17 protein-coding genes are annotated in these 26585 nt (G+C 71.5%); 13 read left to right on the plus strand and 4 right to left on the minus strand.

Annotated elements, in window-relative coordinates:
• The first annotated feature begins 54 nt into the window (after positions 1-54).
• Positions 55-891, plus strand: coding sequence for a hypothetical protein (locus AB0M93_RS45120; RefSeq protein ID WP_364286406.1), 837 nt, complete (start codon positions 55-57; stop codon positions 889-891).
• Positions 892-1042: 151 nt separating this feature from the next.
• Here AB0M93_RS45120 and AB0M93_RS45125 read toward each other — a convergent pair whose 3' ends face one another.
• Complete coding sequence (locus AB0M93_RS45125; RefSeq protein WP_364286409.1) at positions 1043-4186, minus strand: efflux RND transporter permease subunit; 3144 nt, start codon at positions 4184-4186, stop codon at positions 1043-1045.
• An 89-nt stretch (positions 4187-4275) separates the two neighbouring features.
• Positions 4276-5421 carry a YihY/virulence factor BrkB family protein gene (locus AB0M93_RS45130; protein ID WP_364286411.1) on the minus strand — a complete coding sequence of 382 codons (1146 nt, stop codon included), beginning with the start codon at positions 5419-5421 and terminating at the stop codon, positions 4276-4278.
• A 214-nt stretch (positions 5422-5635) separates the two neighbouring features.
• Here AB0M93_RS45130 and AB0M93_RS45135 point away from each other — a divergent pair, with 214 nt between their 5' ends.
• From AB0M93_RS45135 to AB0M93_RS45155, 5 genes are all read left to right on the plus strand, one after another.
• Positions 5636-7372 (plus strand): DEAD/DEAH box helicase, encoded by a 1737-nt coding sequence (locus AB0M93_RS45135; protein ID WP_364262012.1) that lies wholly within the window; start codon positions 5636-5638, stop codon positions 7370-7372.
• Between the two features lie 641 nt (positions 7373-8013).
• Positions 8014-9153 (plus strand): substrate-binding domain-containing protein, encoded by a 1140-nt coding sequence (locus AB0M93_RS45140; RefSeq protein ID WP_364286414.1) that lies wholly within the window; start codon positions 8014-8016, stop codon positions 9151-9153.
• Between the two features lie 90 nt (positions 9154-9243).
• On the plus strand, positions 9244-10017 hold the full coding sequence (locus AB0M93_RS45145) for an ATP-binding cassette domain-containing protein (RefSeq protein ID WP_004561026.1): 774 nt from the start codon (positions 9244-9246) through the stop codon (positions 10015-10017).
• A gap of 20 nt (positions 10018-10037) precedes the next feature.
• A complete protein-coding gene (locus AB0M93_RS45150) occupies positions 10038-11501 on the plus strand; it encodes an ABC transporter permease (RefSeq protein ID WP_364286417.1) in 1464 nt (487 codons plus the stop codon).
• A gap of 11 nt (positions 11502-11512) precedes the next feature.
• Positions 11513-12694: an ROK family transcriptional regulator gene (locus tag AB0M93_RS45155; protein ID WP_364286420.1), complete on the plus strand. Its 1182-nt coding sequence runs from the start codon at positions 11513-11515 to the stop codon at positions 12692-12694.
• A gap of 130 nt (positions 12695-12824) precedes the next feature.
• Here AB0M93_RS45155 and AB0M93_RS45160 read toward each other — a convergent pair whose 3' ends face one another.
• Positions 12825-13004, minus strand: coding sequence for a hypothetical protein (locus AB0M93_RS45160; RefSeq protein WP_191316871.1), 180 nt, complete (start codon positions 13002-13004; stop codon positions 12825-12827).
• A gap of 316 nt (positions 13005-13320) precedes the next feature.
• Between AB0M93_RS45160 and AB0M93_RS45165 the strand changes: the two genes are divergently transcribed.
• The 3 genes from AB0M93_RS45165 (at position 13321) to AB0M93_RS45175 (ending at position 16688) form a co-directional block, all read left to right on the plus strand.
• Positions 13321-14142 carry an EamA family transporter gene (locus AB0M93_RS45165; RefSeq protein ID WP_364286464.1) on the plus strand — a complete coding sequence of 274 codons (822 nt, stop codon included), beginning with the start codon at positions 13321-13323 and terminating at the stop codon, positions 14140-14142.
• A 321-nt stretch (positions 14143-14463) separates the two neighbouring features.
• Positions 14464-15822, plus strand: a complete 1359-nt coding sequence (locus tag AB0M93_RS45170) for a glutamine synthetase family protein (protein ID WP_364286423.1) — start codon at positions 14464-14466, stop codon at positions 15820-15822.
• An 83-nt stretch (positions 15823-15905) separates the two neighbouring features.
• Positions 15906-16688 (plus strand): hypothetical protein, encoded by a 783-nt coding sequence (locus AB0M93_RS45175; RefSeq protein ID WP_364286426.1) that lies wholly within the window; start codon positions 15906-15908, stop codon positions 16686-16688.
• Here the strand turns inward: AB0M93_RS45175 and AB0M93_RS45180 are convergent.
• Positions 16666-18129 (minus strand): amino acid permease, encoded by a 1464-nt coding sequence (locus AB0M93_RS45180; protein ID WP_364286429.1) that lies wholly within the window; start codon positions 18127-18129, stop codon positions 16666-16668. The genes AB0M93_RS45175 and AB0M93_RS45180 overlap by 23 nt on opposite strands.
• Positions 18130-18412: 283 nt before the next feature.
• On the opposite strand from AB0M93_RS45180, the gene malQ reads away from it, so the two are divergent.
• From malQ to treZ, 4 genes are all read left to right on the plus strand, one after another.
• The gene (gene malQ / locus AB0M93_RS45185; RefSeq protein WP_364286432.1) at positions 18413-20368 is read left to right on the plus strand and encodes a 4-alpha-glucanotransferase; all 1956 of its coding nucleotides are present in this window, start codon (positions 18413-18415) and stop codon (positions 20366-20368) included.
• Positions 20369-20443: 75 nt separating this feature from the next.
• Complete coding sequence (glgX, locus tag AB0M93_RS45190; RefSeq protein WP_364286434.1) at positions 20444-22570, plus strand: glycogen debranching protein GlgX; 2127 nt, start codon at positions 20444-20446, stop codon at positions 22568-22570.
• On the plus strand, positions 22567-24843 hold the full coding sequence (gene treY / locus AB0M93_RS45195) for a malto-oligosyltrehalose synthase (RefSeq protein ID WP_364286437.1): 2277 nt from the start codon (positions 22567-22569) through the stop codon (positions 24841-24843). Before glgX ends, treY begins: the two co-directional genes overlap by 4 nt.
• Entirely contained in the window at positions 24840-26555 is a 1716-nt protein-coding gene (gene treZ, locus AB0M93_RS45200; RefSeq protein ID WP_364286440.1) for a malto-oligosyltrehalose trehalohydrolase, read from the plus strand. The genes treY and treZ overlap by 4 nt, the downstream gene beginning before the upstream one ends.
• Positions 26556-26585 lie beyond the last annotated feature (30 nt).

A 26585-nucleotide genomic window follows, 5' to 3' on the forward strand; every position in this document is an offset into this window, starting at 1 on the left:
CGGGAGTGCTGGTAAATCCTCCGTGCCAGGTTCCCTCACCCACCGGAGTCGCACATGCGCAGAACCGGGATCGTGCTCACCCTCGTCGCCCTGCTCGCCGTGGTCTCGCCCGCGCTGGCCCAGGCGGTCACCGGCTGGACGGAGGTCGGCTCCGACAACGCCCGCGCGCTCGACGAGAGCCAGGGCCTCGCCACCATCGTGCGCCCCTCGGGCACCACGATCCGCTACACCGGGGTCGGCACGATCCCGGCCGACCTGAACTCGCAGGGCTGGAACCACGTCGGCGACCCGGGCTCGGCCCAGGGCTGGTACGTCGAGCCCTACCAGCGTGACGACCGCGGCGCGAAGCTCTTCCGCGTCCAGGCCCCGGACGGCTCGTGGGCGAACTACAAGCACAACCTCGAGTCGTGGGAAGCGAACAACAACTCCTTCGCCGCGGTGTCGCCCGACGCGCGCTGGCTGGTGGCGGGGGAGTGGGGCACCATGGACCGGCTCCTGGTGCACCCGATGCCGGGCGTGGTGGCCACGGACCCGGCGCAGAACCTCCCGTACGCGGCGGCGATCCGCCTCGACCACCCGGTCCGCGACGTCCAGGGCTGCGACTTCCAGACCGCGACCCGCCTGCTCTGCGCGTCCGACGACCCCGACGGCAGCCTCTTCGGCACGACCAAGCCGCTGCTCCAGGTCGACCTGGCCGCCCCGCTGGCCGGCTCGGACGTCACCGGCCACGTCACGTCCCTGGGCCAGCTCCCGCTCCGCAGCGGCTGCTCGGGCTCGTTCGAGGTCGAAGGCATCGACTTCGACGAGCGCGACAACACCCTCCGCGTGGTGGTCATGGCCCCGAGCATCTGCATCCTCTGGGACAGCAAGACCTACCGCTTCCGCCAGTGACGCCGACCCGGTGACGGAAGAGTCGACACGCGTGATTGCGGAGCCGGCACCCGTGATTGGAGCGACGACACGCCGGGCCTGCCGTGGCTCCGGCGTGTCGTCCTCCTGATCACGCGTGTCGACCCTCAAATCACGGGTGTCGGCGTTCCGATCACGCGAGTTCCGGGTTCAGGGACTCCGATTCCGGGGCCTGGGCCGGGGTTCGGCGGGCGTCGCGGCGGGTCTTGCGGCGTTCCTTGCAGGACTCGACCATCGTGTAGAGGGTCGGGACCAGGACCAGGGTCAGCAGCGTCGAGCTGACCAGGCCGCCGATCACCACGATCGCCAGGGGCTGGCCGATGAACCCGCCCTGGCCGGTGATGCCCAGTGCCATCGGGACCAGGGCGAAGATCGTCGCCGCCGCGGTCATCAGGATCGGCCGCAGCCGGCGCCGGCCGCCTTCGGTGACGGCGTCGGCGACGCTCATCCCCTCGGCGCGGTACTGGTTGATCAGGTCGATCAGGACGATCGCGTTCGTCACCACGATGCCGACCAGCATCAGCATGCCGATCAGCGACGGCAGGCCGAGCGCGGTGCCGGTGGCCAGCAGCAGCCCGATCGCGCCGGTCGCCGCGAACGGGATCGACACCAGCAGGATCAGCGGCTGGATCAGGCTGCGGAACGTCGCCACCATGATCAGGAACACGATCGCGATGGCCCCGAGCAGCGCCAGGAACAGGTTCGAGAACGCCTCCTGCTGGTCCTGGCTCACGCCGCCCAGCGCGTAGGCCGCGCCGCCGGTGAACGTCAGGCCGTCCAGTTTGGACTTGATGTCCGCGGTGGTCTTGGTCAGGTCGTCCCCGGTGTTCTTGGCGGTCACCGTGGTGCTCAGGTCGCCGCCGGTGCGGTGCACCGACGCCGGTCCGTCCACAGTAGACACCTTGGCCACCTCGTCGAGCCGGACGACGCCGCCCGGGCCCGGGATCGGCAGGCCCTTCACCTGCTCGGCCGTGGCCGGCGCGGTGCCGGCGCGCAGGACGATGTCCGTGCGCTGCCCGTCGACCGGCAGCTGCGTCACCGTGCGCCCGGCGATCGCCTGGTTGGCGATCTGCCCGATCGTGCTCGCCGAGAGCCCGCGCGCGGCGGCCGCGGCGTCGTCCACCTCGACCTGCACCCGCGGCGAACCGACGCTCAGGTCGCTCGAAACCTCGGTCAGCCCGGACACCCCGCGCAGCGCCTGGGCGACCTGGTCGGACGCGGGCTTCAGCGCCGCCTCCGACGGCGCGGTCACCGTCACCGAGACCTGGTCGGAGTTGAACCCGGACGCGTCGGCGCCGATCTTGATCTCGCCCAGCTCGGGCCGCGACGTCAGCTTCGACCGCAGCCGGTCCGACAGCGCGTCGAGGTCGGTGTCCTTGGCGACGGTGACGGAGATGTTCGTCGAGGTGTTGCTGCCGAAGCCGAACGTCCCGCCGCCGCCGATGCTGACCTGGTAGGTCTGCACCGCGGGCTCGGCCGCGAGAGCCTGCTCGACCGCGATGCCCGCCTTTTCCTTCGCCTCGATGCTGGTGCCCGCGGGCAGCTTCTGCGTCATGTTCAGCGTGGTGCCGCCGGACTGGTCCAGGAAGTTCGTGTTGAGCCGCGTCGCGAGCCCGACCGTGCCGGCGAAGATCAGCAGCGCCAGCAGGACGACGGTGAGCCGCCGCCGCGTCGCGAACCGGATCACCGGCAGGTAGGCGCGCTGCAGGATGCTGCGGCGCTCCTTCTCGACGGCCGCTTCGCGCGCCCGCTCCGCTTCGACGGCGTCCGCCGGGACGGCCGGCGGCTTCAGGAACCAGTACGCCAGCACGGGAACCACGGTCAGCGACACGAGCAGCGACGCCAGCAGCGCCACCGTCACCGTGATCGCGAAGGGCGAGAACAGCTCGCCGACGAACCCGCTGACGAACGCGATCGGCACGAACACCGCGACCGTCGTCAGCGTGGAGGACGTGACCGCGCCGGCGACCTCGCGGACGCCGTCGAGCACCGCCCGCTGCTTGGCTTCCCCGTAGTTCAGGTGGCGTTTGATGTTCTCCAGCACGACGATCGAGTCGTCGACCACCCGGCCGATCGCGATGGTCAACGCGCCGAGGGTGAGCAGGTTCAGGGAGAGGTCACCGGTCCACAGCGCGATCAGCGCGACGACCACCGACAGCGGGATCGACACCGCGGTGACCAGGGTGGAGCGCACCGACAGCAGGAAGAGCAGGATCACGACGACCGCGAACGCCAGGCCCAGCAGGCCTTCGACGGTCAGGCCCTGGATCGCGTCCTTGACCGGGGTGCCCTGGTCGAACACCACGTTCAGCTCGGCGCCGGTCTTCTTCGCCAGGTCGGGCAGCTTGTCCCGCACCGACTGGGAGATCGCCACCGCGTTCCCGTTCTCCACCATGGTGACCGAGAGACCGAGGCTGGGCTTGCCGTTGGTGCGCGTGATCGACGTCGGCGGGGCGAAACCCGGTTGCACGTCGGCGACGTCGCCCAGTTTCACCGGACCGCGCGTCGGGGTGCCGGGCCGGGACGCCGAAGCCGCGCTCGGCGTGAGGTAGAGGTTGCGGATCGTGTCCACTGTGGTCTGCCCGCCGCCGACCTGGACCGACAGCGTCTTGTCGCCTTCGGTCAGCGTCCCGGCCGGTACCGCGGCGCCGGCGGTCTGCAGCGTGGTCGCGATGGAAGCCGGGTCGACGCCCGCCGCCGCGAGCTTCGCGTAGTCAAGGGTGATCGTGACGCGCGGCTGCTGCACGCCGCTGACGGTCACCGTGCGGACGCCGTCGATCTTGCGCAGCTCCGGCGCGACCTGGTCGGTCAGCGCGGGCGCGAGCTTCTGCGGGTCCCCGGTGGTGCCCGCGGCGACCAGCACCACCGGCAGGTCGTCGGTGCTGCCCGCGGAGACGGCGGGCTCGGAGTTCTGCGGCAGCCGCGGCCGGACCTGGTTCACGGCCTGCTGGATCTGCTGGACGGCGGCGTCGAGGTCGGTGCCGAACTCGAACTGCGGGAGCACCAGCGAAAGGCCGTCCGACGACGTCGAGTCGATCTTCTTGAGCCCCTTGAGGCCCTGCAGCGCGCCTTCCAGCGGCTCGGTGACCTGCCGGTCGACCGCGTCCGGTGCGGCACCGGCGTACTGCGTGACGATCTTGGCCTGCGGGAACTGCAGGGACGGGAACAGCTGCTGCTTGAGCTGCGGCAGCGCGAAAGCACCGAAGCCGATGATGACCAGCGCGAGCAGGCCGATCAGGCTCCGGTTGCGCAGGCTCAGTCTGGCCAGCACGGACATGACGTGAAAACCCCCTCGGGAATGACGCGACGACCGACGTCTGCGTCAGCGACGGGGGGCAGCGTCCCACGCCCGACCTGAGGAGCGACTCAGTCTGAGGGTGGATTCCGGGTCGTCACTTCGGGTGATCCGCGACCCTGAGCTGCGCTGGGTGCCGGTTCGGGCGCGCTCGGTGACGGCGTGTCCTCTTCGGACCGCTCGGTGTCGTTGGGAGAGCCGTCTTCGGCGCGCGGGCGCCGCAGCGGCGTGGTCGAGCGGTCCCACAGCTTGCGGCCCTCTTCCGAGCGCAGCCGCTCGGACGCGCGTTCCATCTCCAGCCGCCGCCACTTGCGCCGCTGCCGCCGGGTCGCCTTGGCCGGCCACAGTTCCTGGATCGCGCTGTTGAAGTACGCGCCGCCCACCACGGCCAGCCCGATGAAGAACATCAGCAGCAGGAAGGCGATCGGCGCGGCCAGCGCGCCGTAGGTGTAGCCGGTCTTGGTGATCCAGTTCAGGTAGACGCGCAGGCCGACCGAGGACAGCAGGAACACGACCATGGCGAGCACCGCGCCCGGCAGCCCGCGGTGCCACGGCAGTTTCCGCGGCAGCGCGAGCTTGTACAGCGTGGTCAGCGCGAGGGTGATCATCGCCCCGAGCGCGGGGAAGTACAGCGCGCTCACCCACGACGTCACGGTCGGGCGCCAGGCCGCCGGGAAGAACTCGGGCAGCAGGTCCGGGCCGATCGCCAGCAGCGGCAGCCCGACCACCAGGATGACCAGGCCGCACAGGTAGAGCAGGAGCGCGAAGATCCGCTGCCAGACGTCGTTGCGGACGCCGTACTGGTCGTGCGCGACGGTGATCGCGTCCACGAACGACGACATCGCCGACGAACCGGCCCACAGCGAAATCAGGAAGCCGACCGAGACGATCTCGCCCTTGCCGACGGTGAGGATGCTGTTGACGGTCGGCTCGATGATGTCGTGGACCGCGTTCTGGCTGAAGACCGTCCGGCAGAAGCCGATGATCCGGTCGTGCACCGCGGCGACGACGTCCTGCCCGAACCACTCGCCGACGAAGCCCAGGCTGCCCAGCAGGCCGAGCAGCAGGGGCGGCAGCGACAGCGTCTGCCAGAAGGCCGCCTCGGCGGCCTCGGAGAAGATGTTGCCTTCCCATGCCTTGGCGAACGTGCGCGTGACGAGCCGCCACGGCCCCTTGCGGGCCACCTTCGTCGCTGCGGACGGCTGCACCTCACCCATGACGTGTCCAGCATGGTCCATCCGTGCTGATTTGGCTCGTCACACCCCCTGCGGCCGGGCGTGTCGGCGGACGTCACCCGTGCCGGTGCCCGGAACTGTCGGACCCGGCCGGTAGACTCGCTCCAGTGCCCTCACCGCAGTCGCCGACACCGCAGTCGCCTACCACAGTGAGGGTTTTCGCACGTCAACGGCTCAAGCGAGGGGGAGGACCGGCATGACGGAGACGCAGCTCGGGGCGCCTCCCGCGGAGAAGGACTCGACCGCGCGCCCGCTGCGGGCGTGGCAGCGTCGGGCGCTCACCAAGTACCTGACGCAGAAGCCGAAGGACTTCCTCGCGGTGGCGACGCCGGGTGCCGGCAAGACGGTGTTCGGCCTGCGGATCGCCGCCGAACTGCTGAGCGACCGCACGGTCGAGGCGATCACCATCGTCACGCCGACCGAGCACCTCAAGCACCAGTGGGCGGCTTCGGCCGCGGCGGCCGGCATCGCCATCGACTCGAACTTCCGCAACACCACCGGCGTCACGTCGTCGGACTACAACGGCGTCGCGCTGACGTACGCGCAGGTCGCGGCGCACCCGACGCTGCACCGGGTGCGCACGGAGAACCGCAAGACGCTGGTGATCCTCGACGAGATCCACCACGGCGGCGACGCGAAGTCCTGGGGTGACGCGATCCGCGAGGCGTTCACCCCGGCCGTGCGGCGCCTGTCGCTGACCGGGACGCCGTTCCGGTCCGATGACTCGGCCATCCCGTTCGTCACCTACGAGCCGGATTCGGGCGGCTTCCAGCGCAGCAAGGCCGACCACGCGTACGGCTACGCGGACGCGCTGGCCGACGGCGTGGTCCGGCCGGTCGTCTTCCTGGCGTACTCGGGCGAGGCGTCCTGGCGCACGAGCGCGGGCGAGGAGTTCACCGCCCGGCTCGGCGAGCCGCTGACGGCGGAGCAGAACGCCCGGGCGTGGCGCACGGCGCTCGACCCGGCGGGGGAGTGGATCCCGGCGGTGCTGCAGGCCGCCGACACGCGGCTGTCGCAGGTCCGCCAGAGCGTGCCGGACGCGGGCGGCCTGGTGATCGCGACGGACCAGGAGTCGGCGCGGGCGTACGCGAAGATCCTGGAACGCATCTCGGGCGAGATGCCGACGCTGGTGCTCTCGGACGACCCGAAGGCCTCGGGCCGGATCAAGGAGTTTTCCGAGACGAACGAGCGCTGGATCGTGGCGGTCCGGATGGTCTCCGAAGGCGTCGACGTCCCGCGCCTGGCCGTGGGCGTGTACGCCACGAGCGCCTCGACCCCGCTGTTCTTCGCCCAGGCGATCGGCCGGTACGTGCGAGCCCGGAAGAAGGGCGAGACGGCGAGCGTCTTCCTGCCGTCGGTGCCGGTGCTGCTGGAGCTGGCCAGCGAGCTGGAGGCCCAGCGCGACCACGTGCTGGGCAAGCCGCACCGCGAGAAGGAGGGCTGGGAGGACGAGCTCCTGGCCCAGGCCAACCGCACCGAGGACGAGCCGGGCGAGGAGGAGAAGGCGTTCACCTCCCTGGGCGCCTCCGCCGAGCTCGACCAGGTCATCTACGACGGCAACTCGTTCGGCACGGCGGTGTTCTCGGGGTCCGACGAGGAGCAGGAGTACCTGGGCCTGCCGGGCCTGCTGGAGCCGGACCAGGTCCGGGCGCTGCTGCGGAAGCGCCAGGAAGAGCAGATCGCGGACGAGAAGCGCCGGAAGCCCGCCAAGGAGGAGGCGCCGCCGCCGACCGCCCGCCCCCAGTCGGTGAGCGAGCGGCTGGGCGCGCTGCGGAAAGAGCTGAACGCGCTGGTGGGGATGTACCACCACCGGACGAAGAAGCCGCACGGCGCGATCCACAACGAGCTGAGGCGGGTCTGCGGCGGGCCGGTGACGGCCATGGCGACCGTCGAGCAGCTCGAGGAGCGGATCGTCACGCTGCGGTCCTGGTAGGAGCGGCTTCCGGAGCCGGGGAGGGCTCCGCGCCCGGAGCCGGCTCAGGCCGCCGCCCACGGGCGGCCCGGGGCCCGCTCGGTCCGCCGTCCACGGCCGGCCCGGCGCCGCCTCGGCGTCGCCCATGAGGCTGAAGCTCGGCCATCACTGTCCGTTCCCACCGCCCCGACCGGGACCTTCCACGCCCTCGTGACGTTCCGTGCTCGCCAAGTAGCGGAAGCCCTGCCCGTCCGTCCCCGGTCCGATGGCCTCCCGGGCACGATGTCCGGCGAATCCCGCAAGTCGGCGACCAATCCCGGCGCGTGGCCGTGGGTTCGCCACGAGGTCGCGCTCGGTGCACACGACCGGAGCAACGCGGGCGCCTCTTGAAACATCGATGTAACTAACCGTGAGTGCTGGCGATCACATCGTCAGCGGATCTACTCTTTCCGGGCGAGGTTCAGCTCGTGTTGCCGAACCGTGTCCAATTGGTGTCATTTAATCGATCCAGCTATCTTCCCCGCAGCCGCTCAGCGGCATATGTTGTCGCCCACAACATATGCGCGACGGTGCGCCGGGCCTCCCCGGATCGCCGCCTCGCAGGCCCGGAGCACACGCCGAGGGCCGCTCGTCACCAATGCTTGGATCCGGAAGGAACGAGGATGCGCAGCAGAACCCTTACCCTCCTCGCCGCGACGGTGAGCGCCGGCCTGGCGCTGACCGCATGTGGCACCAACAGTTCGAACAGCGGGGGCACGGGGAGCAACTCCGCTTCCGCGTCCGCCCCGGCCGCCGGTGGCGGCGCCAGCGGCAAGGTCGGCGTCATCCTGCCGGAGACCGCCAGCTCGGCCCGCTGGGAAGCCTTCGACAAGCCGATGCTCCAGGCCGCGCTCGCGGCGCAGGGCTTCGACGCCGACGTCCAGAACGCCCAGGGCGACGCCCAGAAGTTCTCGACGCTGGCCGACGGCTTCATCAGCTCCGGCGTCAAGGTCCTGATCATCGCCCCGTCCGACCCGGCCGTCGGTGCCGCCGTCGAGAACAAGGCGAAGACCGCGGGCATCCCGGTCATCAACTACGACCGCCCGAGCCTCGGCGGCAGCGCCGACTACTACGTCTCGTTCGACAACGAGAAGGTCGGCCAGCTGCAGGGCCAGGCCATGGCGGACGCGCTGAAGGACAAGGCCGGCGCGGGTGTCGTCCAGATCGAGGGCGCCCCGACCGACAACAACGCCACGCTGTTCACCAACGGCCAGGACTCCGTCCTCGAACCGCTGTTCTCCTCCGGCAAGCTCAAGCGGATCCAGAAGCAGCCGATCAACGACTGGGACAACCAGCTCGGCGGCACGACGTTCGAGCAGATCTTCCAGGCCAACGCCGGCAAGGTCGACGGTGTCGTCGCGGCGAACGACGGCCTGGCCGGCGCGGTCATCACCATCCTCAAGAAGAACGGCCTGAACGGCAAGATCCCGGTCACCGGCCAGGACGCCACCGCCGACGGCCTGATGGCGGTCATGCGCGGCGAGCAGTACATGACCGTGTTCAAGCCGATCAAGGAAGAGGCCGAGGCGAGCGCCAAGCTGGCCGCCGCGCTGGCCAAGGGTGACAAGGCGGGCGCCGACGCCATCGCCACGGGCAAGCTGCACGACCCGAAGGGCAACCGCGACATCAAGTCCGTGCTGCTGACCCCGACGACGATCCTGGCCAAGGACATCAAGACCGTCGTCACCCAGGGTTACGTGAAGGCGACCGAGATCTGCGGTGGCGACCTCGCCGCCAAGTGCAGCTCGCTCGGCATCTCCTGAGCCCCCGCAGTTCCCCATGAACAGCCGGGCCGGGACGCGCACCCCGACGGCGCGTCCCGGCCCGGTCCCCACCCAGGAGAAAGCCCATCCATGAGTGAGCCCATTCTCGAGATCAAGGGCCTGAACAAGAGCTTCGGCCCGGTCCACGTCCTCCACGACGTGGACTTCGACGTGCGTGCGGGCGAGGTGACCGCGCTGGTCGGCGACAACGGTGCCGGCAAGTCGACCCTCGTCAAGTGCATCGCCGGCATCCACCCGTACGACTCGGGGGCCGTGCGGTTCAACGGGCAGGACGCCCACATCCGCGGCCCGAAGGACGCGGCCGAGCTCGGCATCGAGGTCGTCTACCAGGACCTCGCCCTCGCCGACAACCTCGACATCGTCCAGAACATGTTCCTCGGCCGCGAGCGCGGCAGTTCCTGGAAGCTCGACGAAGCCAGCATGGAGAAGGCCGCCCGCGAAACGCTGGCCTCCCTCTCGGTCCGGACCGTGAAGTCGGTCCGCACGCCGGTCTCCTCGCTGTCCGGTGGCCAGCGGCAGACCGTCGCCATCGCGAAGTCGGTGCTGTGGAACAGCAAGGTCGTCGTGCTCGACGAGCCGACCGCCGCCCTCGGCGTCGCGCAGACCCGGCAGGTGCTGGACCTGGTCCGGCGGCTGGCCGAGCAGGGCCTCGGGGTCGTGCTGATCAGCCACAACATGGCCGACGTGTTCGAGGTCGCCGACCGCATCGCCGTGCTCTACCTCGGCCGGCTCGTCGCCGAGGTGCACACGAAGGACGTCACCCACGGCCAGGTCGTGGAACTGATCACCGCCGGTCGCTCCGGTGACCTCGGCCTGGCCCGGCCCGAAGCCGTGGTCCTGTGAGCGGGAAGAAAGAACCGGAAATGACTGAAACCCCTGCCAAGCACGAGGTCGGCACCCCCGCCGACGCGCTCGCGCAGACCCAGGCCCCCACCGGGGCCATCTCCGACTTCGGCATCGACACGACATCGATGTCAACCGGCGAAGCCATCCGCGACTACTTCGCCCGCCTGCGGGCCGGTGAACTGGGCGCGCTGCCTTCGCTGTTCGGCCTGCTCGTGCTGGTCATCCTGTTCAGCGCGCTGTCGGACAACTTCTTCACGCTGGCCAACATCGCCAACGTGTTCCCGCAGGGCGCGGGCGTCATCATCATCGCGATGGGCATCGTCTTCGTGCTGCTGCTCGGCGAGATCGACCTCGCCGCCGGTGTGGCTTCCGGTACCGCCGCGTCCGTGATGGCCCTGCACTACGTGCACGCCGGCAACCTGCTGGGCTCCTTGGGGACCGGCGTGTTCGTCACGTTCATCGCGGTCCTCGCCGTGGCCATGCTGCTGTCGGCCTACCAGCGGATCTGGGCGGGTGCCGCGCTGTCGCTGATCGGCCTGCTGATCGTCGCGATCGGTGTCCCGGCCAACGCCTGGCTGGAGATCCTGCTGGCGATCTGCGTCGGCACCGCGATCGGCTGCATCACCGGGTTCCTCGTGTCGAAGATCGGCATGCCGTCCTTCGTCGTGACCCTGGCGCTGTTCATCGTGTGGCAGGGCGTCCTGCTGCAGTTCATCGGTGAAGGCGGCACGATCGGCATCAGCAACTCGGACGTCCTGTACAAGATCGCCAACGGCAACCTGAACATCCTGGGCAGCTGGATCTTCTTCCTCGTCGCGGCCGGCGGGTTCGCGGTGATCACGCTGATCAGCCACTTCAAGCGGCTCCAGCGCGGCCTGGTCGTCCAGCCGACGGCGCTGGTGATGGTCAAGGTCGGCGCGCTCGTCGTGCTGTCGGCGGTGGGCACCTGGCTGCTGACGATCGACCGCTCGCCGAACAAGACGGTCGTCACGATCCAGGGTGTCCCGTACGTCATCCCGATCATGCTGGCGCTGCTGGTGGCCGGGACCTACGTGCTCAACCGGACCAAGTACGGCCGGTACGTCTACGCGGTCGGCGGCAACAAGGAAGCCGCCCGCCGCGCCGGTATCGACGTGCCGAAGATCCGCGCGAGCGTGTTCGTCATCGGCTCGGCGATCGCGGCCATCGGCGGCATCGTCGCCGCGTCGAAGGTCGGTTCGGTCAGCCCGCAGTCCGGTGGCCTGAACACGCTGCTGTTCGCGGTCGGTTCGGCCGTCATCGGCGGCACGTCGCTGTTCGGCGGCAAGGGCCGGGTGTCCGACGCCGTGGTCGGTGGCCTCGTGATCGCCGTCGTGATCAACGGCCTCGGCCTGCTCAAGCAGCCGGCCGCAGTGGTCAACATCATCACCGGTCTGGTCCTGCTCCTCGCCGCCACGGTCGACGCGCTGTCCCGGCGCCGCGCGGCTGCGTCGGCGCGCTGAACCAGCATGGGATGATCAAACCCGTGACCAGCTCGCCCGTTGCTCGACCCGACGAGGTGCGCCGGCACAACCGCACGACCCTGCTCCGCCTGCTGCACGTCGGCGGGCCGAGCACCCGGGCGACCCTGGCCGCGGAGCTGGGGCTCAACCGGAGCACGATCAAGACCCTCGTCGACGGGCTCGCCGAAGCCGGTGTCGTCGAGGAGAAGGTGCCGAGGCCGGGACGAGGGGCGGGCCGCCCCTCGCTCCTGGTCCTGCCCCAGCCCCACGCGGCGGTCGTGCTCGCGGTCGACCTGCAGGTCGAGCACGTCGCGATCGCCCTGGTCGGGCTGGGCGGGCAGATCCTGGGCCGCAACAGCTGGAACCTGCGCGGCCGGATGGGCCAGCCCGAGGAGGTCATCACCCACATCATCGAGTCGACGGCCATCCTGGCCGGCGACCTCGACGTGACCCCGGTGGCGGCCGGGGTGTCGGTGCCCGGCGTCGTCCGGCGCGCGGACGGGCACGTGCACGAGGCCCCGAACCTGCGCTGGACGGACGTGGCGCTGGGCGAGCGGCTCGGCGGGGTGCTGCAGATCCCGATCCTGGTCGGGAACGACGCCGAGTTCGGCGCGGTGGCCGAGCACCTGCGCGGGGCCGCCCGCGGGGCGTCCGACATCGTGTACATCTCGGCGGACGTGGGTGTCGGCGGCGGCGTCATCGCCGAAGGCGCTGCGCTGCGCGGCGGCTCCGGGTACGTCGGCGAGATCGGGCACATGGTGATCCGCCCGGACGGCCGCCCCTGCTACTGCGGCAGCAGCGGCTGCTGGGAGACCGAGGTCGGCGAGGCGGCGCTGTGCCGGGCGCTCGGGCTGGCCGAGGACACCGCGCGCGGGGCGATCCTGTTCGAGCTGCGCGAGCTGGGCCGCGACTCCGAGGCGGCGATGACCCGGCTCGCGGAGTTCGCCGAGTGGCTGACGCTGGGGCTGATCAACGTCGTCAACCTGCTGGGGCCGCAGCTGGTGATCCTCGGCGACCTGCTGACGGTGCTCCCGGAGGCGGTGCTGCGGCACGTCGGGACCGAAGTGCGGCGGCGCAGCCTGGTGAGCCGCGCGGTCGGCGGCACACGGATCGTCAGCTCGGCGCTGGGGGCCGACGGGAAGCTGCTGGGCGCCGCCGAGGTGGCCTTCGAAGTGGTGCTGGATTCTGTCTGATTTTCTGTCTGCTTTTGTGTCCGTAATCACTGCGGTTCGCGGCCGTACCGTGATATTCGGCACGCAATCTGCAAGATGCAGAAAGGCGGCCGGTGCCTGTGCGCACCGGCCGCCTCTCGCGTCTGGGTCGTTACCGCTGGATGTCGGCGGACAGTTCCTTGAGCTTGGCCTCGTGCTCGCGAGCGTGGTGCCCGCAGAAGAGCAGTTCGCCGCCTCCGGAGAGAACGGCTCGTACCTGAGCTGCTGCTCCGCACCGGTCACAGCGGTCGGCGGCGGTCAGTTCGGGGCGGGTGAGCGTCGGCGATGTCATGGGGGTCTCCCTCCGTCCCGGCACCGGTCGCCCGGTGCCATCGATCCAGCTACGCCCACTTGGCACTGATGCCGGTGGCGGCGATCGCCTCCGGCTCCGCGTGTTCGTGCTTCCACTGTTCCAGACGTTTCGCGGCTCGCAAGTGTTCCCGCGCCGGTGGGACCTGAGTCACGTCGATTTACCCCGGATGCCGTAACCGCATCCCGCATTCCAGGAGACGAATACCCGGAGAGTTACGTTTTCCGTGCTCAGGCACCATGGGACGGTGAGTACGGTGACTTCGCGGCGACGGCTTTCCGCGGTACCCGCTCCGCTCTTGTTCGTTCTCAGCGGAATTTCGATGTACGCCGGCGCGGCGGTCGCGGTCGAGCTTTTCGGCCACGCGACCCCGGCGGGCGTGGCCTGGCTCCGCTGCCTCGGCGCGGCGGTGGTCCTGCTGGCCTGGCGCCGCCCGGGCCGAGCGGCCTGGCGGGGCAGGCGCCTGCTGCTGGCGATCGTGTTCGGCGTGGTGACGGCGGGCATGAACGTGCTGTTCTACGAGGCGATCGCCCGGCTCCCGCTGGGCACGGCGGTGGCGGTGGAGTTCGCGGGACCGGTGGTGGTGGCGGCCCTGGGTTCCCGCACGCTGCGGGACATCCTGGCGCTGCTGCTGGTGGCGGGGGGCGTGGTGGCGATCGCGGACGTCCGTCTGGGCGGCAGCTTCTGGGGTGTGGTGTTCGCCCTGTCGGCAGCGGCGGCCTGGGCGGCCTACATCCTGCTGGGCAAGAGGGTGGCGGTCGACGGCGACGGCATCGACAGCCTGGCGATCGGCTTCGCGGCGGCGACGCTGGTGCTGTCCCCGCTGGCGGCCGGCACGGGGGAAGTGTGGTCTTCGCCACGGATGCTGCTGCTGGGGATCGGGGTGGGGGTGCTGTCGACGGTGGTCCCGTACGGGCTCGACCAGGTCGTTTTGCGCCGGGTGGGCCAGGCACGCTTCGCGACACTGCTGGCGCTCCTGCCGGTGACGGCTTCGGTGATGGGGTTCTTGCTGCTCGGTCAGGTGCCGGGTGTGGTGGAGGCGGCCGGGACGCTCGCGGTGGTCGGCGGGGTGGCGCTGCGGAGCCGGGAGGCGCCCGTGGGGGCGGAGCCGCCGGGGTGAGGGGGCGACTGAGGGGGTTTGCGCCGGTTCGGCGTGGGCGGAGCCCGCCGAGGTTGTACGCGCCGGTGCTGCGGGCTCTGCCGCGTTGGGGGGCGAGTCTGGCCTGGCGGTGGAACCGCCCGGGGGTTGGGCGAGTCTGGCCTGGCGGTGGAACCCCACGATCCGGCGAGGCCCGCCGCCACCACGGCCGGCTGGGGATGACCGCCGATGACCCAGGTCAACGCGTGAGCCCGGCGAGGGCCGCCGCCACGGCCGGATCGTGATGGCCCTCGCCCCGTCCGCCCGGGATACTTACCCCGGGCGGCAGGGAAGCGGGTGGCCATGACGAAAGCGGCGTCGGCCGCGGCGAAGGACTTCGCCGCCGCCGGAGTGGGTGGTGTCCACCTCGCCTGGGCGGACAACAACGGCATTCCGCGCTCGCGGATCGTGCCCGTTGCCGGGCTCGCCGAGGCCGCCACCCGCGGTGTCGGAGCCACCTCGCTCTTCGCCGTCTTCGACAGCCACGACGCCATCACCTACCGGCACGAAGGCCTCTCGACGCCCTCCGGGGACGTCCGGCTCGTGCCCGTGATCGACCGGCTGCGGCGGCTCGCCGGGCAGCCCGCGCTCGCCTGGGCGCCCGTCCGGCAGCTCACCCGGGATGGCGATCCGTGGCCCTACTGCCAGCGGGCCGTCCTCGAACGGCAGGTCGACGAGGCGGCGCGGCGCGGGCTGGAGTTCCGCGCCGGCTACGAGCTGGAATTCGCCGTCGCTCCCGCCGGCAGCCCCGACATCCTCACCACGCCCGGGCACCCCGGGCCGGCCTACAGCCCGCACGCCCTCGTCGGCCTCGACGGGTTCGTCGCCGCACTCCTGCACGACCTCGACGCCAACGGGCTGCGGATCGGCCAGCTGCACGCCGAGTACGGCGTCGCGCAGCTCGAGCTGTCGCTGGCCGCCACCGACCCGGTGTCCGCCGCCGACGACCAGCTGCTCGCCCGGCAGACCATCCACGCCGCCGCGCGCGTGCACGGGCTCGCCGTCAGCTTCGCGCCGATGATCGGCGTCGGTGCGGCCGGGAACGGCTGGCACCTGCACACCTCCGTCCGCCGCCAGGGCCGCAACCTGCTCGAAAGCGACGAAACCGGGCGCCCCGGCGGCGACGGCGCCGGCTACCTCGCCGGGCTGCTGCGCGACCTGCCGGCCCTGACCGCGGTCACCGCGCCGAGCGTCCCGTCGACGCTGCGGCTGCGCCCCGGCTTCTTCGCCGGCGCCTACGCGTTCTGGGGCGTCGAAAACCGGGAAGCGCCGCTGCGGTACGTCCCCGGCTCGACGCTGCTGGGCGCCGACCACGCGAACGTCGAGCTCAAGACGTCCGACGCCTCGGCCAACCCGTACCTGGCGCTGGCCGTGGTGCTGGCCGCCGGGATGGCCGGCATCGAAGACGCGCCCGCGCTGCCGGAGCCGATCGGTGCGGACCCGGGCGGCTGGCCGGACGGCGACCGCGAAGCCCGCGGGGTGCGGCGGCTGCCGGCGGACACCGCCGCGCAGGACGCCGCGCTCATGGCGTCGCCGCGGATCGCCGGTGTGCTCGGCGACAAGCTGCTGGGCGCCTTCCGGGCGGTGCGGGCGTCCGACGCGGCGTGGGCGGCCGAACGCCCGGCCGAGGAGATCGTCGCCGCCCACCTTTGGCGCTACTGAGAACCCTATTCTGGTCAGGACGGGCCGCCGCTCGTGGTGACGATCGCGCCGGCCGACGGCTCAACGAGGTTCTGAGGGGACCGATGTCTTCGGGGATCGACGGCGGGCAGCTGGACCTGTCCGGGGTGCGGTGGCTCCCGGGCGGCGCCCGGCTGGCCGCGGTGGCCCAGGCGGAACTGCCCCAGAAGGACGGGCTGGCCGCGGCGTTCTGCGGTCTCGCCGCGCTGCGGGCGGCCGGGCTCGACGTGCCCGACCAGGACGCCGTCGCGGCGGCTGCGGGCACGGTCCGCGGCCCCGTCGTGCGCCCGCGCGGCGAGGCCGGGCGGGCCGGGTTCCGGCTGCCGCTGCCGGTCGCCGGGGACCCGGCCGCGGCGGGCACCCGCGTTTCCGGGCTGGCGGCGGCCGCCGGGTCGCTGTCGCACGGTGCGCTCGCGGCGGTGCCGGTGACGGGGGAGTGGACCACCGAGTCGCTCTTCGACCTGCTGGTCGGGCTGTGGGACGTCCCGCGCGTCGCGGTGATCGCCCGGATCGACGGCGCCGAGCTCGGCGCGCACGACACCCCGGAACGCGCGCTGCTCGACTACCTCGACACCGGCGTCCCGCCACTGTGGACGTCCCGCTGGCGCCCGCCCGGCGGTCACTTCGTGCTCCTGGCCGGGATCCGCATCGGCGCCGAAGGGACTCTGCTGTCCGTTGTGGACACTTATCCGTCGTTGGGCGACAACGGGTTGCACGACCAGCCGGTCGAATGGGTGACGGCGGCCCTGGCCGGCCTCGGCGTCCTCGTGGTCGTCGACACCGACCAGGCCGCCGTGGTGCGCGAAGCGGCCCGCGTCGCCGGGCTCAGTCCGTCCTTTTGGGACTGACCGGGGCGTCGGCGGCGAACCGGGAGTGCCGCCGCCCGTAGGCGAAGTAGATCACCAGGCCGATCACCAGCCACACGGCGAACCGGATCCACGTCAGCACGTTGAGGTTGAGCATCAGGTACAGGCACGCCAGCGCCGCGATCACCGGGACGGCGGGCGAGAACGGCACGGTGAACGGCCGGTCCAGGTCGGGACGGCGGCGGCGCAGCACCGGGACCGCCACCGCCACGATGATCATCGCCGAGAGCGCGCCGATGCTCACCATGTCGGCCAGCTCGGAGATCGGGATGAACGCCGCCAGCACGGCGATCAGCACGGCGCCCCCGATGGTCATCCGGTGCGGGGTGCCCCAGCGCGGGTGCGTGGTGCCGAGCGCCTTGGGCAGCAGGCCGTCGCGGCCCATCGCGAAGCCGATCCGCCCGATGGTCACCAGCTCGACCATCATCACCGACGTCAGGCCGGTCACCGCGCCGAGCGAGATCAGCGCGCCCACCCAGTGCTGGCCGACGCGGTCGAACGCGTCCGCCAGCGGGGCGCCGGTGTCGATGTCGGTGAACGGGATCATGCCGGTCAGCACGATCGACACGCCGATGTAGAGCAGCGCGCACACGGCGAGCGCGCCGAGGATGCCGACGCGGAGGTCCTTGCGCGGGTTCAGCGTCTCCTCGCCGAGGTTCGCGAGCGCTTCGAAGCCGGTGTAGGCGAAGAAGACCACGGCGGCCGCGGTGATCATCCCGGCGATGCCGTAGACCGACTGCTCCAGCCCGAGCGCGGCCTGCACGATCGGCTGTTCCAGCACCGACGAACCGCCTTGCGGCGCCTGGGCCGGCGGGATGAACGGCGTCAGGTTCGCGCCCTTGACGAAGAACAGGCCGACCGCGAGCACCAGCACGCAGACCGCGACCTTCACGCACACCAGCAGGTTGGTCAGCCAGGCCGATTCCTTGATGCCCAGCACGGCCACCACGGTCAGCACGGCGATGATCAGCACCGCGCCGACGTTGACCTTCGCGTCCTCGCCGAACCACTCCGGCGACAGCCCGAGCAGGTTCGCCAGGTACCCCGACCAGCCGCGCGAGACCACGGCCGCGCCGAGCGCGAACTCCAGCAGCAGGTCCCAGCCGATGATCCAGGCGAAGATCTCGCCGAGGGTCGCGAAGGCGTAGGTGTAGGCACTCCCGGCCGTCGGGACGCTGGAGGCGAGCTCGGCGTAGCACAGCGCCGCCAGCCCGGCGACGACCGCGCCGAGCACGAACGACAGCGTCACGGCGGGCCCGGCGTGCGTCTTCGCTTCGACGCCGGCGAGGGTGAAGATGCCGGTGCCGATGATGATCCCGACCCCGAACCCGACCAGGTCGCGTCCGCGCAGCCGCCGCTTGAGCTCCCCGGAGTCCTGGCGCGCCAGGACCTCGTCCACGTTCAGCGTTCTCCGCACACCCATGAGGAGAAGTTAGAAGGTCACGGGCCCTCCTGCAGATCGGCCGAGGCCGGCTTTCCGTCCTGCGCGAGGATGGCGGCCTGTACCCGGGAGCGGAGGCCGGGCGTCCCGGCACGTCGGCGGCAGGGCCGGCGAAGAACCCGCAGGCCGGTGCCGGGATCGGGCGCCCAGGCCGGGCGCCGGGGCCGGGCCAGGGGGCTGCCGCTCCCGCCGCGGGCACAGGCCACCGGAGTGACGTCGTCCGGTGCGGATGGCGGGAACGGCCGGGCACCGGAATGCTGGTGCCGTGCCCGAACAGATCCCCGCCCGCAGTGCCCTGCACCAGCTCGCCGACCACCACGGGGTCGCCACCCGGTACGAGAACGCCGACCGGGTCTGGGTGGAGGTGGACGACGATGTCGTCGTCGCCGTCCTCGGCCAGTTCGGTGTCGATGCCACCAGTGACGACGCCATTGCCGCTGCCCTCGGCGCCGCGCGTGAGGCGCCTGCCGCGCTGCCGCCGACGATCGTCGTGCGCGAAGGCACCGCACACCCGCTCGGCGTCGACGCCGAGGTCGTCCTCGAAGACGGGACGCGGCGGCCGGTCGCCGGGGAGCTGCCCGCGGACCTGCCGCTCGGGTGGCACCGGGTCGTCACCGCCGACCAGGACGTCGTGCTCGCCGTCGTGCCGGCGGCGCTTCCGCGGGTGCGGCCCGCCTGGGGGTGGATGCTGCAGCTCTACGCCCTGCACTCGCCCGGGTCGTGGGGCATCGGCGACTACGCCGACCTCGCCACCTTCGCCGCCCGGTCGGCCGCCGAACTGGGGGCCGGGGTGCTGCTGGTCAACCCCGTGCAGGCGATCAGCCCGGCGCACCCCGTCGAACGCTCGCCGTACTCGCCCGCGAGCCGTCGGTTCGCCAACCCCGTCTACCTGCGTGTCACCGCCACCGAGACCTTCGAAAACGCCGACGCCGCGACCCGGGCGGCCGTCGAGTCGCTGGCCCCGGACCGCGAAGGCGAGCTGATCGACTACGACGCCGTCTGGACCGCCAAGCGCGCCGCCCTCGAACTGCTGTGGCCGCACCGCGTCGAAGCGGTGCCCGAAGACGGCGACCTGCAGGACTTCGCCCTCTTCTGCGCCCTCGCCGAGCGGCACGGCGGCGACTGGCGGGACTGGCCCGAAGACCTGCGCGACCCGGCCGGCGCGGCCACCGCGAAGGCGCGCGAAGAGCTGAAAGAGCGCGTCGGCTTCCATGCGTGGCTCCAGCACCTCTGCCGGGTCCAGCTGGAAGGGGCGCGGCAGGCCGCGCGCGAGGCCGGGATGTCCGTCGGGATCGTGCACGACCTGCCGGTCGGGGTGCACCCCGGCGGGGCCGACACGTGGGCGCTCAAGGACGTCTTCGCCGCCGACGTGCGGGTCGGCGCGCCGCCGGACGCCTTCAACCAGCAGGGGCAGGACTGGAACCTGCCGCCGTGGCGGCCGGACAAGCTGGCCGAGGCCGGGTACGCGCCCTTCCGGGACGTCATCCGCGGGGTGCTGCGGTTCGCCGACGGCATCCGCGTCGACCACATCGCCGGCCTGTGGCGGCTGTGGTGGATCCCGCCGGGCGAGCCCGCGCACCGCGGCACGTACGTCCACTACGACGCCGAGGCGATGGTCGGCGTGCTCGCGCTCGAAGCGCACCGGGCCGGCGCGGTGGTCGTGGGCGAAGACCTCGGGACCGTCGAAGAGGTCGTCACCGAAACCATGCACGAACGGGGGATGCTCAGCTCCGCCGTGCTGTGGTTCGAGCGCGACTGGGACGCGCCCGGCCAGCCGTTCACGCCGCCGGGCAGCTGGGACCCCGACGCGATGGCCAGCATTTCGACGCACGACCTGCCGACCGTCTCGGGCTGGCTGCAGAGCGAGCACGTCCGGGTCCGGGCCGAGCTGGGCCTGCTGGACCGCGGGGCCGAAGCCGAGGAACAGGCGGCCGCAGAGGAACGCAAGGCGCTGTTCGAACTGGTTGCGCGCGAAGGGATTCCGGACGGCGACCCGGTCGTCGCGCTGCACACCCTGCTCGCGGAAGCCGCGTCCCGGCTCGTGCTCACCTCGCCGGCCGACGTGACGGGCCAGGTGCGGCAGCCGAATCTGCCCGGAACCGTCGACCAGTACCCTAACTGGCGGATTCGCCTGCCCGTCAGCGTTGACGGCTTTTTCACCGCGAAGGGGGTCCGCGCCGCGGTCGCACCGCTGGCGGCGGCCCGGCCGCTGCCCCGGTAACGACCATCCCGTGGCGTGCGACCCCCGGGTGACACGCGGACGCCACCGGCACGACCCAAGCTCAAGGAGAACCCAGTGCGGCCCTGGCCCGGAACGCCCTACCCGCTCGGCGCCACCTACGACGGAGTCGGGACGAACTTCGCCCTGTTCTCCGAGGTGGCCGAGCGCGTCGAACTGTGCCTGTTCGACGCCGAGGGCAACGAAACGCGGCACGCGCTCGAAGAGGTGGACGGCTTCGTCCACCACGGCTACCTGCTCAACGTCGGCCCCGGCCAGCGCTACGGGTTCCGCGTGCACGGCCCGTACGACCCGAAGCGCGGCCTGCGCTGCAACCCGAACAAGCTGCTCATCGACCCGTACGCGAAGGCCGTCTCGCACGGCGTGAAGTGGGACGAGTCGCTGTTCGGCTACCAGTTCGACAACCCGGACGAGCGCAACGACGACGACAGCGCCGGCCGCGTGCCGTATTCGCTGGTGGCGAACCCGTTCTTCGACTGGGGCAACGACCGCCAGCCGAAGCGGCCGTACAACGAGACGGTCATCTACGAGGCCCACGTCAAGGGCATGACCGTGCACCACCCGTTCGTGCCCGAGGCGCTGCGGGGCACGTACGCCGGTCTCGCGCACCCCGCCGTCGTCGAACACCTGCAGAAACTCGGCGTGACCGCGGTGGAACTGCTGCCGGTGCACCAGTTCGTCACCGACCACGGCCTCGCCGAAAAGGGCCTCACGAACTACTGGGGCTACAACACGATCGGGTACTTCGCGCCCCACGACTCCTACTCGGCGATGCCCGGCGAGGGCGGCCAGGTCCAGGAGTTCAAGGGCATGGTCAAGGCCTTCCACGAAGCCGGGATCGAAGTGATCCTCGACGTGGTTTACAACCACACGGCCGAGGGAAACCACCTCGGGCCGACGCTGTCGATGCGGGGCATCGACAACGAGGCCTACTACCGGCTGGTGGAGGGGGAGCCCGAGTACTACATGGACTACACCGGCACCGGGAACTCCCTCAACGTCCGCAACCCGCACACCCTCCAGCTGATCATGGACTCGCTGCGCTACTGGGTCACCGAGATGCACGTCGACGGCTTCCGCTTCGACCTCGCCTCGGCGCTGGCCCGCGAGTTCTACGACGTCGACCGGCTGTCGACGTTCTTCGACCTGGTGCAGCAGGACCCGATCGTGAGCCAGGTGAAGCTGATCGCCGAGCCGTGGGACGTCGGCCCCGGTGGCTACCAGGTCGGCAACTTCCCGCCGTTGTGGACGGAGTGGAACGGGCAGTTCCGCGACACCGTCCGCGACTTCTGGCGCGGCGAGCCCTCCACGCTGGGCGAGTTCGCCTCCCGGATCACCGGCTCGTCGGACCTCTACCAGGACGACGGCCGACGCCCGTTCGCGTCGATCAACTTCGTCACCGCGCACGACGGCTTCACGCTGCGGGACCTGGTGTCCTACAACGAAAAGCACAACGAGGCCAACGGCGAGGACGGCCGCGACGGCGCCGACGACAACCGGTCGTGGAACTGCGGGGTCGAAGGCGAGACCGACGATCCCGAGGTCCTCGCCCTGCGCGTCCGGCAGCAGCGCAACATGCTCGCCACGCTGCTGCTGTCCCAGGGCGTGCCGATGATCCTGCACGGTGACGAGTTCGGCCGCACCCAGCAGGGCAACAACAACGTCTACTGCCAGGACTCCGAACTGTCCTGGATGGACTGGGAACTGGCCAAGGAGAACGCCGACCTGGTCAAGTTCACCGGCGGGCTCAGCGCGTTCCGGCAGCGGCACCCGGTGTTCCGCCGCCGCCGCTTCTTCCAGGGCGGTCCGGTCGGCAAGGGCGAGAAGCTCGGCGACATCGCCTGGTTCACCCCGGCCGGCGAGGAGATGACCGAGCAGAACTGGGACGACGGCTTCGGCAAGGCCGTCGTCGTCTTCCTCAACGGCAAGGCGATCCCCGACCTCGACCAGCGCGGGATGCCGGTCGAGGACGACTCGTTCCTGCTCGCTTTCAACGCCCACTACGAGGACATCGACGCCACGCTCCCGGGCAACGGCTACGGGGAGAGCTGGACCGTCGTGGTCGACACCGCGACCGGCGAGGTGGAACCCGCCGACGCGAAGCCGATCGACGGCGGCGGCCGGCTCACCCTGCCCGCCCGGTCACTGATCGTGCTGCAACGGACGGAGACGGAATCCGCATGACGGTGCCGGAGTCGACCTACCGGGTGCAGCTGCGCCCGGAGTTCACCTTCGCCGACGCGGCCGGCATCGCCGGCTACCTGCGCGACCTGGGCATCGGCGCGCTGTACGCGTCGCCGGTGCTGGACGCGGCGCCGGGCTCGACGCACGGCTACGACGTCGTCGACCCGACCCGCGCCCGGCCCGCGCTCGGCGGCGAAGGGGCTCGCCAGGAGCTCTCCGCGCTGCTGAAGGAGCTCGGGCTGGGCCTGGTGGTCGACATCGTGCCGAACCACATGTCGGTCGAGGTGCCGAAGGCGAACCGCTGGTGGTGGGACGTGCTGAAGCACGGCCGCGACTCGGAGTACGCGTCCTTCTTCGACATCGACTGGGACCGCGGCCCGCTCGTGCTGCCGGTCCTCGGCGACGACGACGCCGTCGCCGAACTGACCGTCGAAGGCGACGAGCTCGTCTACTACGACCACCGGTTCCCGATCGCGCCCGGCACGGACGGCGGGACGCCGCAGGAGGTCCACGAGCGCCAGCACTACCGCCTGATCGGCTGGCGCCGCGGCAACGCCGAGCTGAACTACCGCCGCTTCTTCGACATCACGACCCTGGCCGCGGTCCGTGTCGAAGACCCGAAGGTGTTCGCCGCGACGCACGGCGAGGTGCTGCGCTGGGTCGCCGACGGCGACGTCACCGGCCTGCGCGTCGACCACCCCGACGGTCTCGCCGACCCGGGCGGCTACTTCCGGCGGCTGCGCGAGAACGCGCCGGACGCCTGGATCGTGGCCGAGAAGATCCTGCATCCCGGCGAGCCGCTGCCGCAGAGCTGGCCGGTCGACGGCACCACCGGCTACGACGCCCTGCGCGAAATCGCCGGCGTCTTCATCGACCCCGCGGGCGAGCCCGACTTCACCGCTCTGGCGAACGAGCTCGGCGTGAAGACCGGCTACCACCGCGTCGAGGCCGAGGCCCGGCGCCTGGTCACCGACCGCATCCTGGTCGCCGAGGTCCGGCGGATCGCCGCGCAGCTGCGGTACACCGACCCGGAACTGGCGCGGCAGGCCGTGGCCGAGACCATGATCGCCTTCCCCGTCTACCGCTCCTACCTGCCCGAAGGCGCGGACCACTGGGCCGCAGCGATCGACGGCGCCCGCCGCGCCCGGCCGGACCTCGCCGAGCCGCTGGCGATGCTCGACGCCGTCATGCGCAAGAACCCCGGCAGCGAGCTGGCCACCCGGCTCCAGCAGACCTCCGGCATGGTCGTGGCCAAGGGCACCGAGGACACGACGTTCTACCGCTACACGCGCTTCGCCGCGCTCAACGAGGTCGGCGGCAACCCGGACCGGTTCGGCCTCGGCGTCGACGAATTCCACCGGCTGGCCGCGGAACGCGAGGCCGGTTACCCGGCGGCGATGACTACGCTCACCACGCACGACACCAAGCGCTCCGAGGACACCCGGGCCCGGATGGCGGTGCTGGCCGAAGTGCCCGGCGAGTTCGCCCGGGCCGTCCGGCGGTGGACCGCCCGGCGGGGCATCGACGAGCCGTCGCTGAACCTGCTGGCCTGGCAGACGCTCGTGTCGACCTGGCCGATCGAGCCCGCCCGGCTGCGGGACTACCTGGACAAGGCGGCCAAGGAGGCCAAGCTCCGGACCAGCTGGACCGACCACGACGAGGCGTTCGAGGCCGACGTCGCCGCCTGGCCCGAGGACGTCGTGAACGACGCCGAGCTGGCCGGGGACGTCGAGGGGTTCGTCCGGCGCATCGAAGGGCCGGGGTACGTGAACTCGCTCGGCCAGAAGCTCGTCCAGCTGACCGCGCCCGGCATCCCGGACGTCTACCAGGGCACGGAGCTGTGGGACTTCTCCCTGGTCGACCCGGACAACCGCCGTCCGGTCGACTACGCGGCCCGCCGCGAAATCCTCGCGCGGGTCACCGACGGCGAACTCCCGGAGGTCGACGCGTCGGGCGCGGCGAAGCTGCTGGTCGTGCACAAGGCACTGAAGCTTCGCCAGGAGCACCCGGCGCTGTTCCGCGGCTACCGGCCGCTGCGCGCCGAGGGCCCGGCCGCGGCCCACTGCCTGGCCTACACGCGCAGCGCGGACCTCGCCGTGGCGGTGACCCGGCTGCCCGTCGGCCTCGAAGCCGGCGGCGGCTGGCGCGACACGGTCCTCCCGCTGCCGGCCGGTGTCTGGACCGACGTCCTGACCGGCCGGGAGGTGACCGGCGACCTGGCCGGGCTGTTCGAGCGGTACCCCGTGGCGTTGCTGGTGCGAGGAGACGTATGAGGTTCAGCGTGTGGGCCCCTTCGGCCCGCCGGGTCCGGGTGAGCGTCGACGCCGGCGTGCACGAGATGACCGCGGGTGACGGCGGCTGGTGGCACGCCGACGCCGACGGCGTCAACTACGCCTTCCTGCTCGACGACGACGAGAAGCCGCTGCCGGACCCGCGCTCGCAGTGGCAGCCGCACGGCGTCCACGCGGAGTCGCGCGTCTACGACCACGGCGAGTTCGCCTGGACCGACGACGCCTGGACCGGGCGGCAGCTGCCCGGCGCCGTGCTCTACGAACTCCACATCGGCACGTTCACCGAAGGCGGCACCTTCGACGCCGCCATCGACCGGCTCGACCACCTCGTCGACCTCGGGATCACGCACGTCGAGCTGCTGCCGGTCAACGCCTTCGACGGCACCGCGGGCTGGGGCTACGACGGCGTCCTCTGGGGCGCGGTCCACGAGCCCTACGGCGGCCCGGACGGGCTCAAGCGGTTCGTCGACGCGGCCCACGCGCGCGGCCTGGCCGTCGTGCTCGACGTCGTCTACAACCACCTCGGGCCGTCCGGCGCCTACCTGGACAAGTTCGGGCCGTACTTCGCCGGCCAGAACGACTGGGGACCCGGCCTCAACCTCGACGGCGCCGGCTCGGACGAGGTCCGCCGGTACGTGATCGACAACGCGCTGAGCTGGCTGCGTGACTTCCACATCGACGCGCTGCGCCTGGACGCCGTGCACGCGCTGCTCGACCGGCGGGCCGTCCACCTGCTCGAACAGCTCGCCACCGAGACCGACGCGCTGTCGGCGGCGCTGAACCGGCCGCTGACGCTGATCGCCGAGTCCGACCTCAACGACCCGCGGCTCGTCACGCCCCGCGAGCGCGGAGGCTACGGCCTGCACGCCCAGTGGTCGGACGACTTCCACCACGCCCTGCGCGTCAAGCTGACCGGCGAGACGACCGGGTACTACACGGACTTCGCCGCGCCGGACGCGGTCGAGCGGGTGCTGCGCGAGGTGTTCTTCCACGCCGGCACGTGGTCGTCGTTCCGGGAGCGGACCCACGGCCGCCCGGTCGACACGCGGACCGTCCCCGGTCACCGCTTCCTCGCCTACCTGCAGAACCACGACCAGATCGGCAACCGCGCGACCGGCGACCGGCTGTCCGCGACGGTCTCGGCCGACCGGCTGGCCTGCGGTGCCGCGGTCCTGTTCTGCTCGCCGTACACGCCGATGGTGTTCATGGGGGAGGAGTGGGCGGCGAGCACGCCGTGGCAGTTCTTCGCCTCCTTCCCGGACCCGGAGCTGGCCGAGGCGGTCCGCACGGGCCGCCGTCGCGAGTTCTCCCGGCACGGCTGGGGCGAATCCGACGTGCCCGACCCGATGGACCCGGCCACGGCCGCACGCTCGCGGCTCGACTGGAGCGAGCCGGAGCGTCCCGGTCACCGGGAGGTGCTGGAGCTCTACCGCGCGTTGATCCGGTTGCGCCGCGAACGGCCGGAGCTGGCCGACCCGTGGGTCGCGGACTCGCGCGTCGACTCCGCGCCGGACGGGTCCTGGCTCGTGCTGCACCGCGGCGGGCTGCGGCTGGCCGTCAACTTCGGCGCCGGCCCGGTGACGCTGCCGCTCGGGGCGACCGTGTCGCTGCTCACGTGGGGCGAGGCCACGGTGGACGGTGGGGCCGCCCACCTGCCCCCGGACACCTTCGTCATCGCCGAAACGACACCCTGACGGCGGTTGCCTCCCGGTAACTCCTCTGGC

Origin of the sequence: Amycolatopsis sp. NPDC051102, assembly GCF_040682815.1 — a bacterium.
Classification (GTDB): domain Bacteria; phylum Actinomycetota; class Actinomycetes; order Mycobacteriales; family Pseudonocardiaceae; genus Amycolatopsis.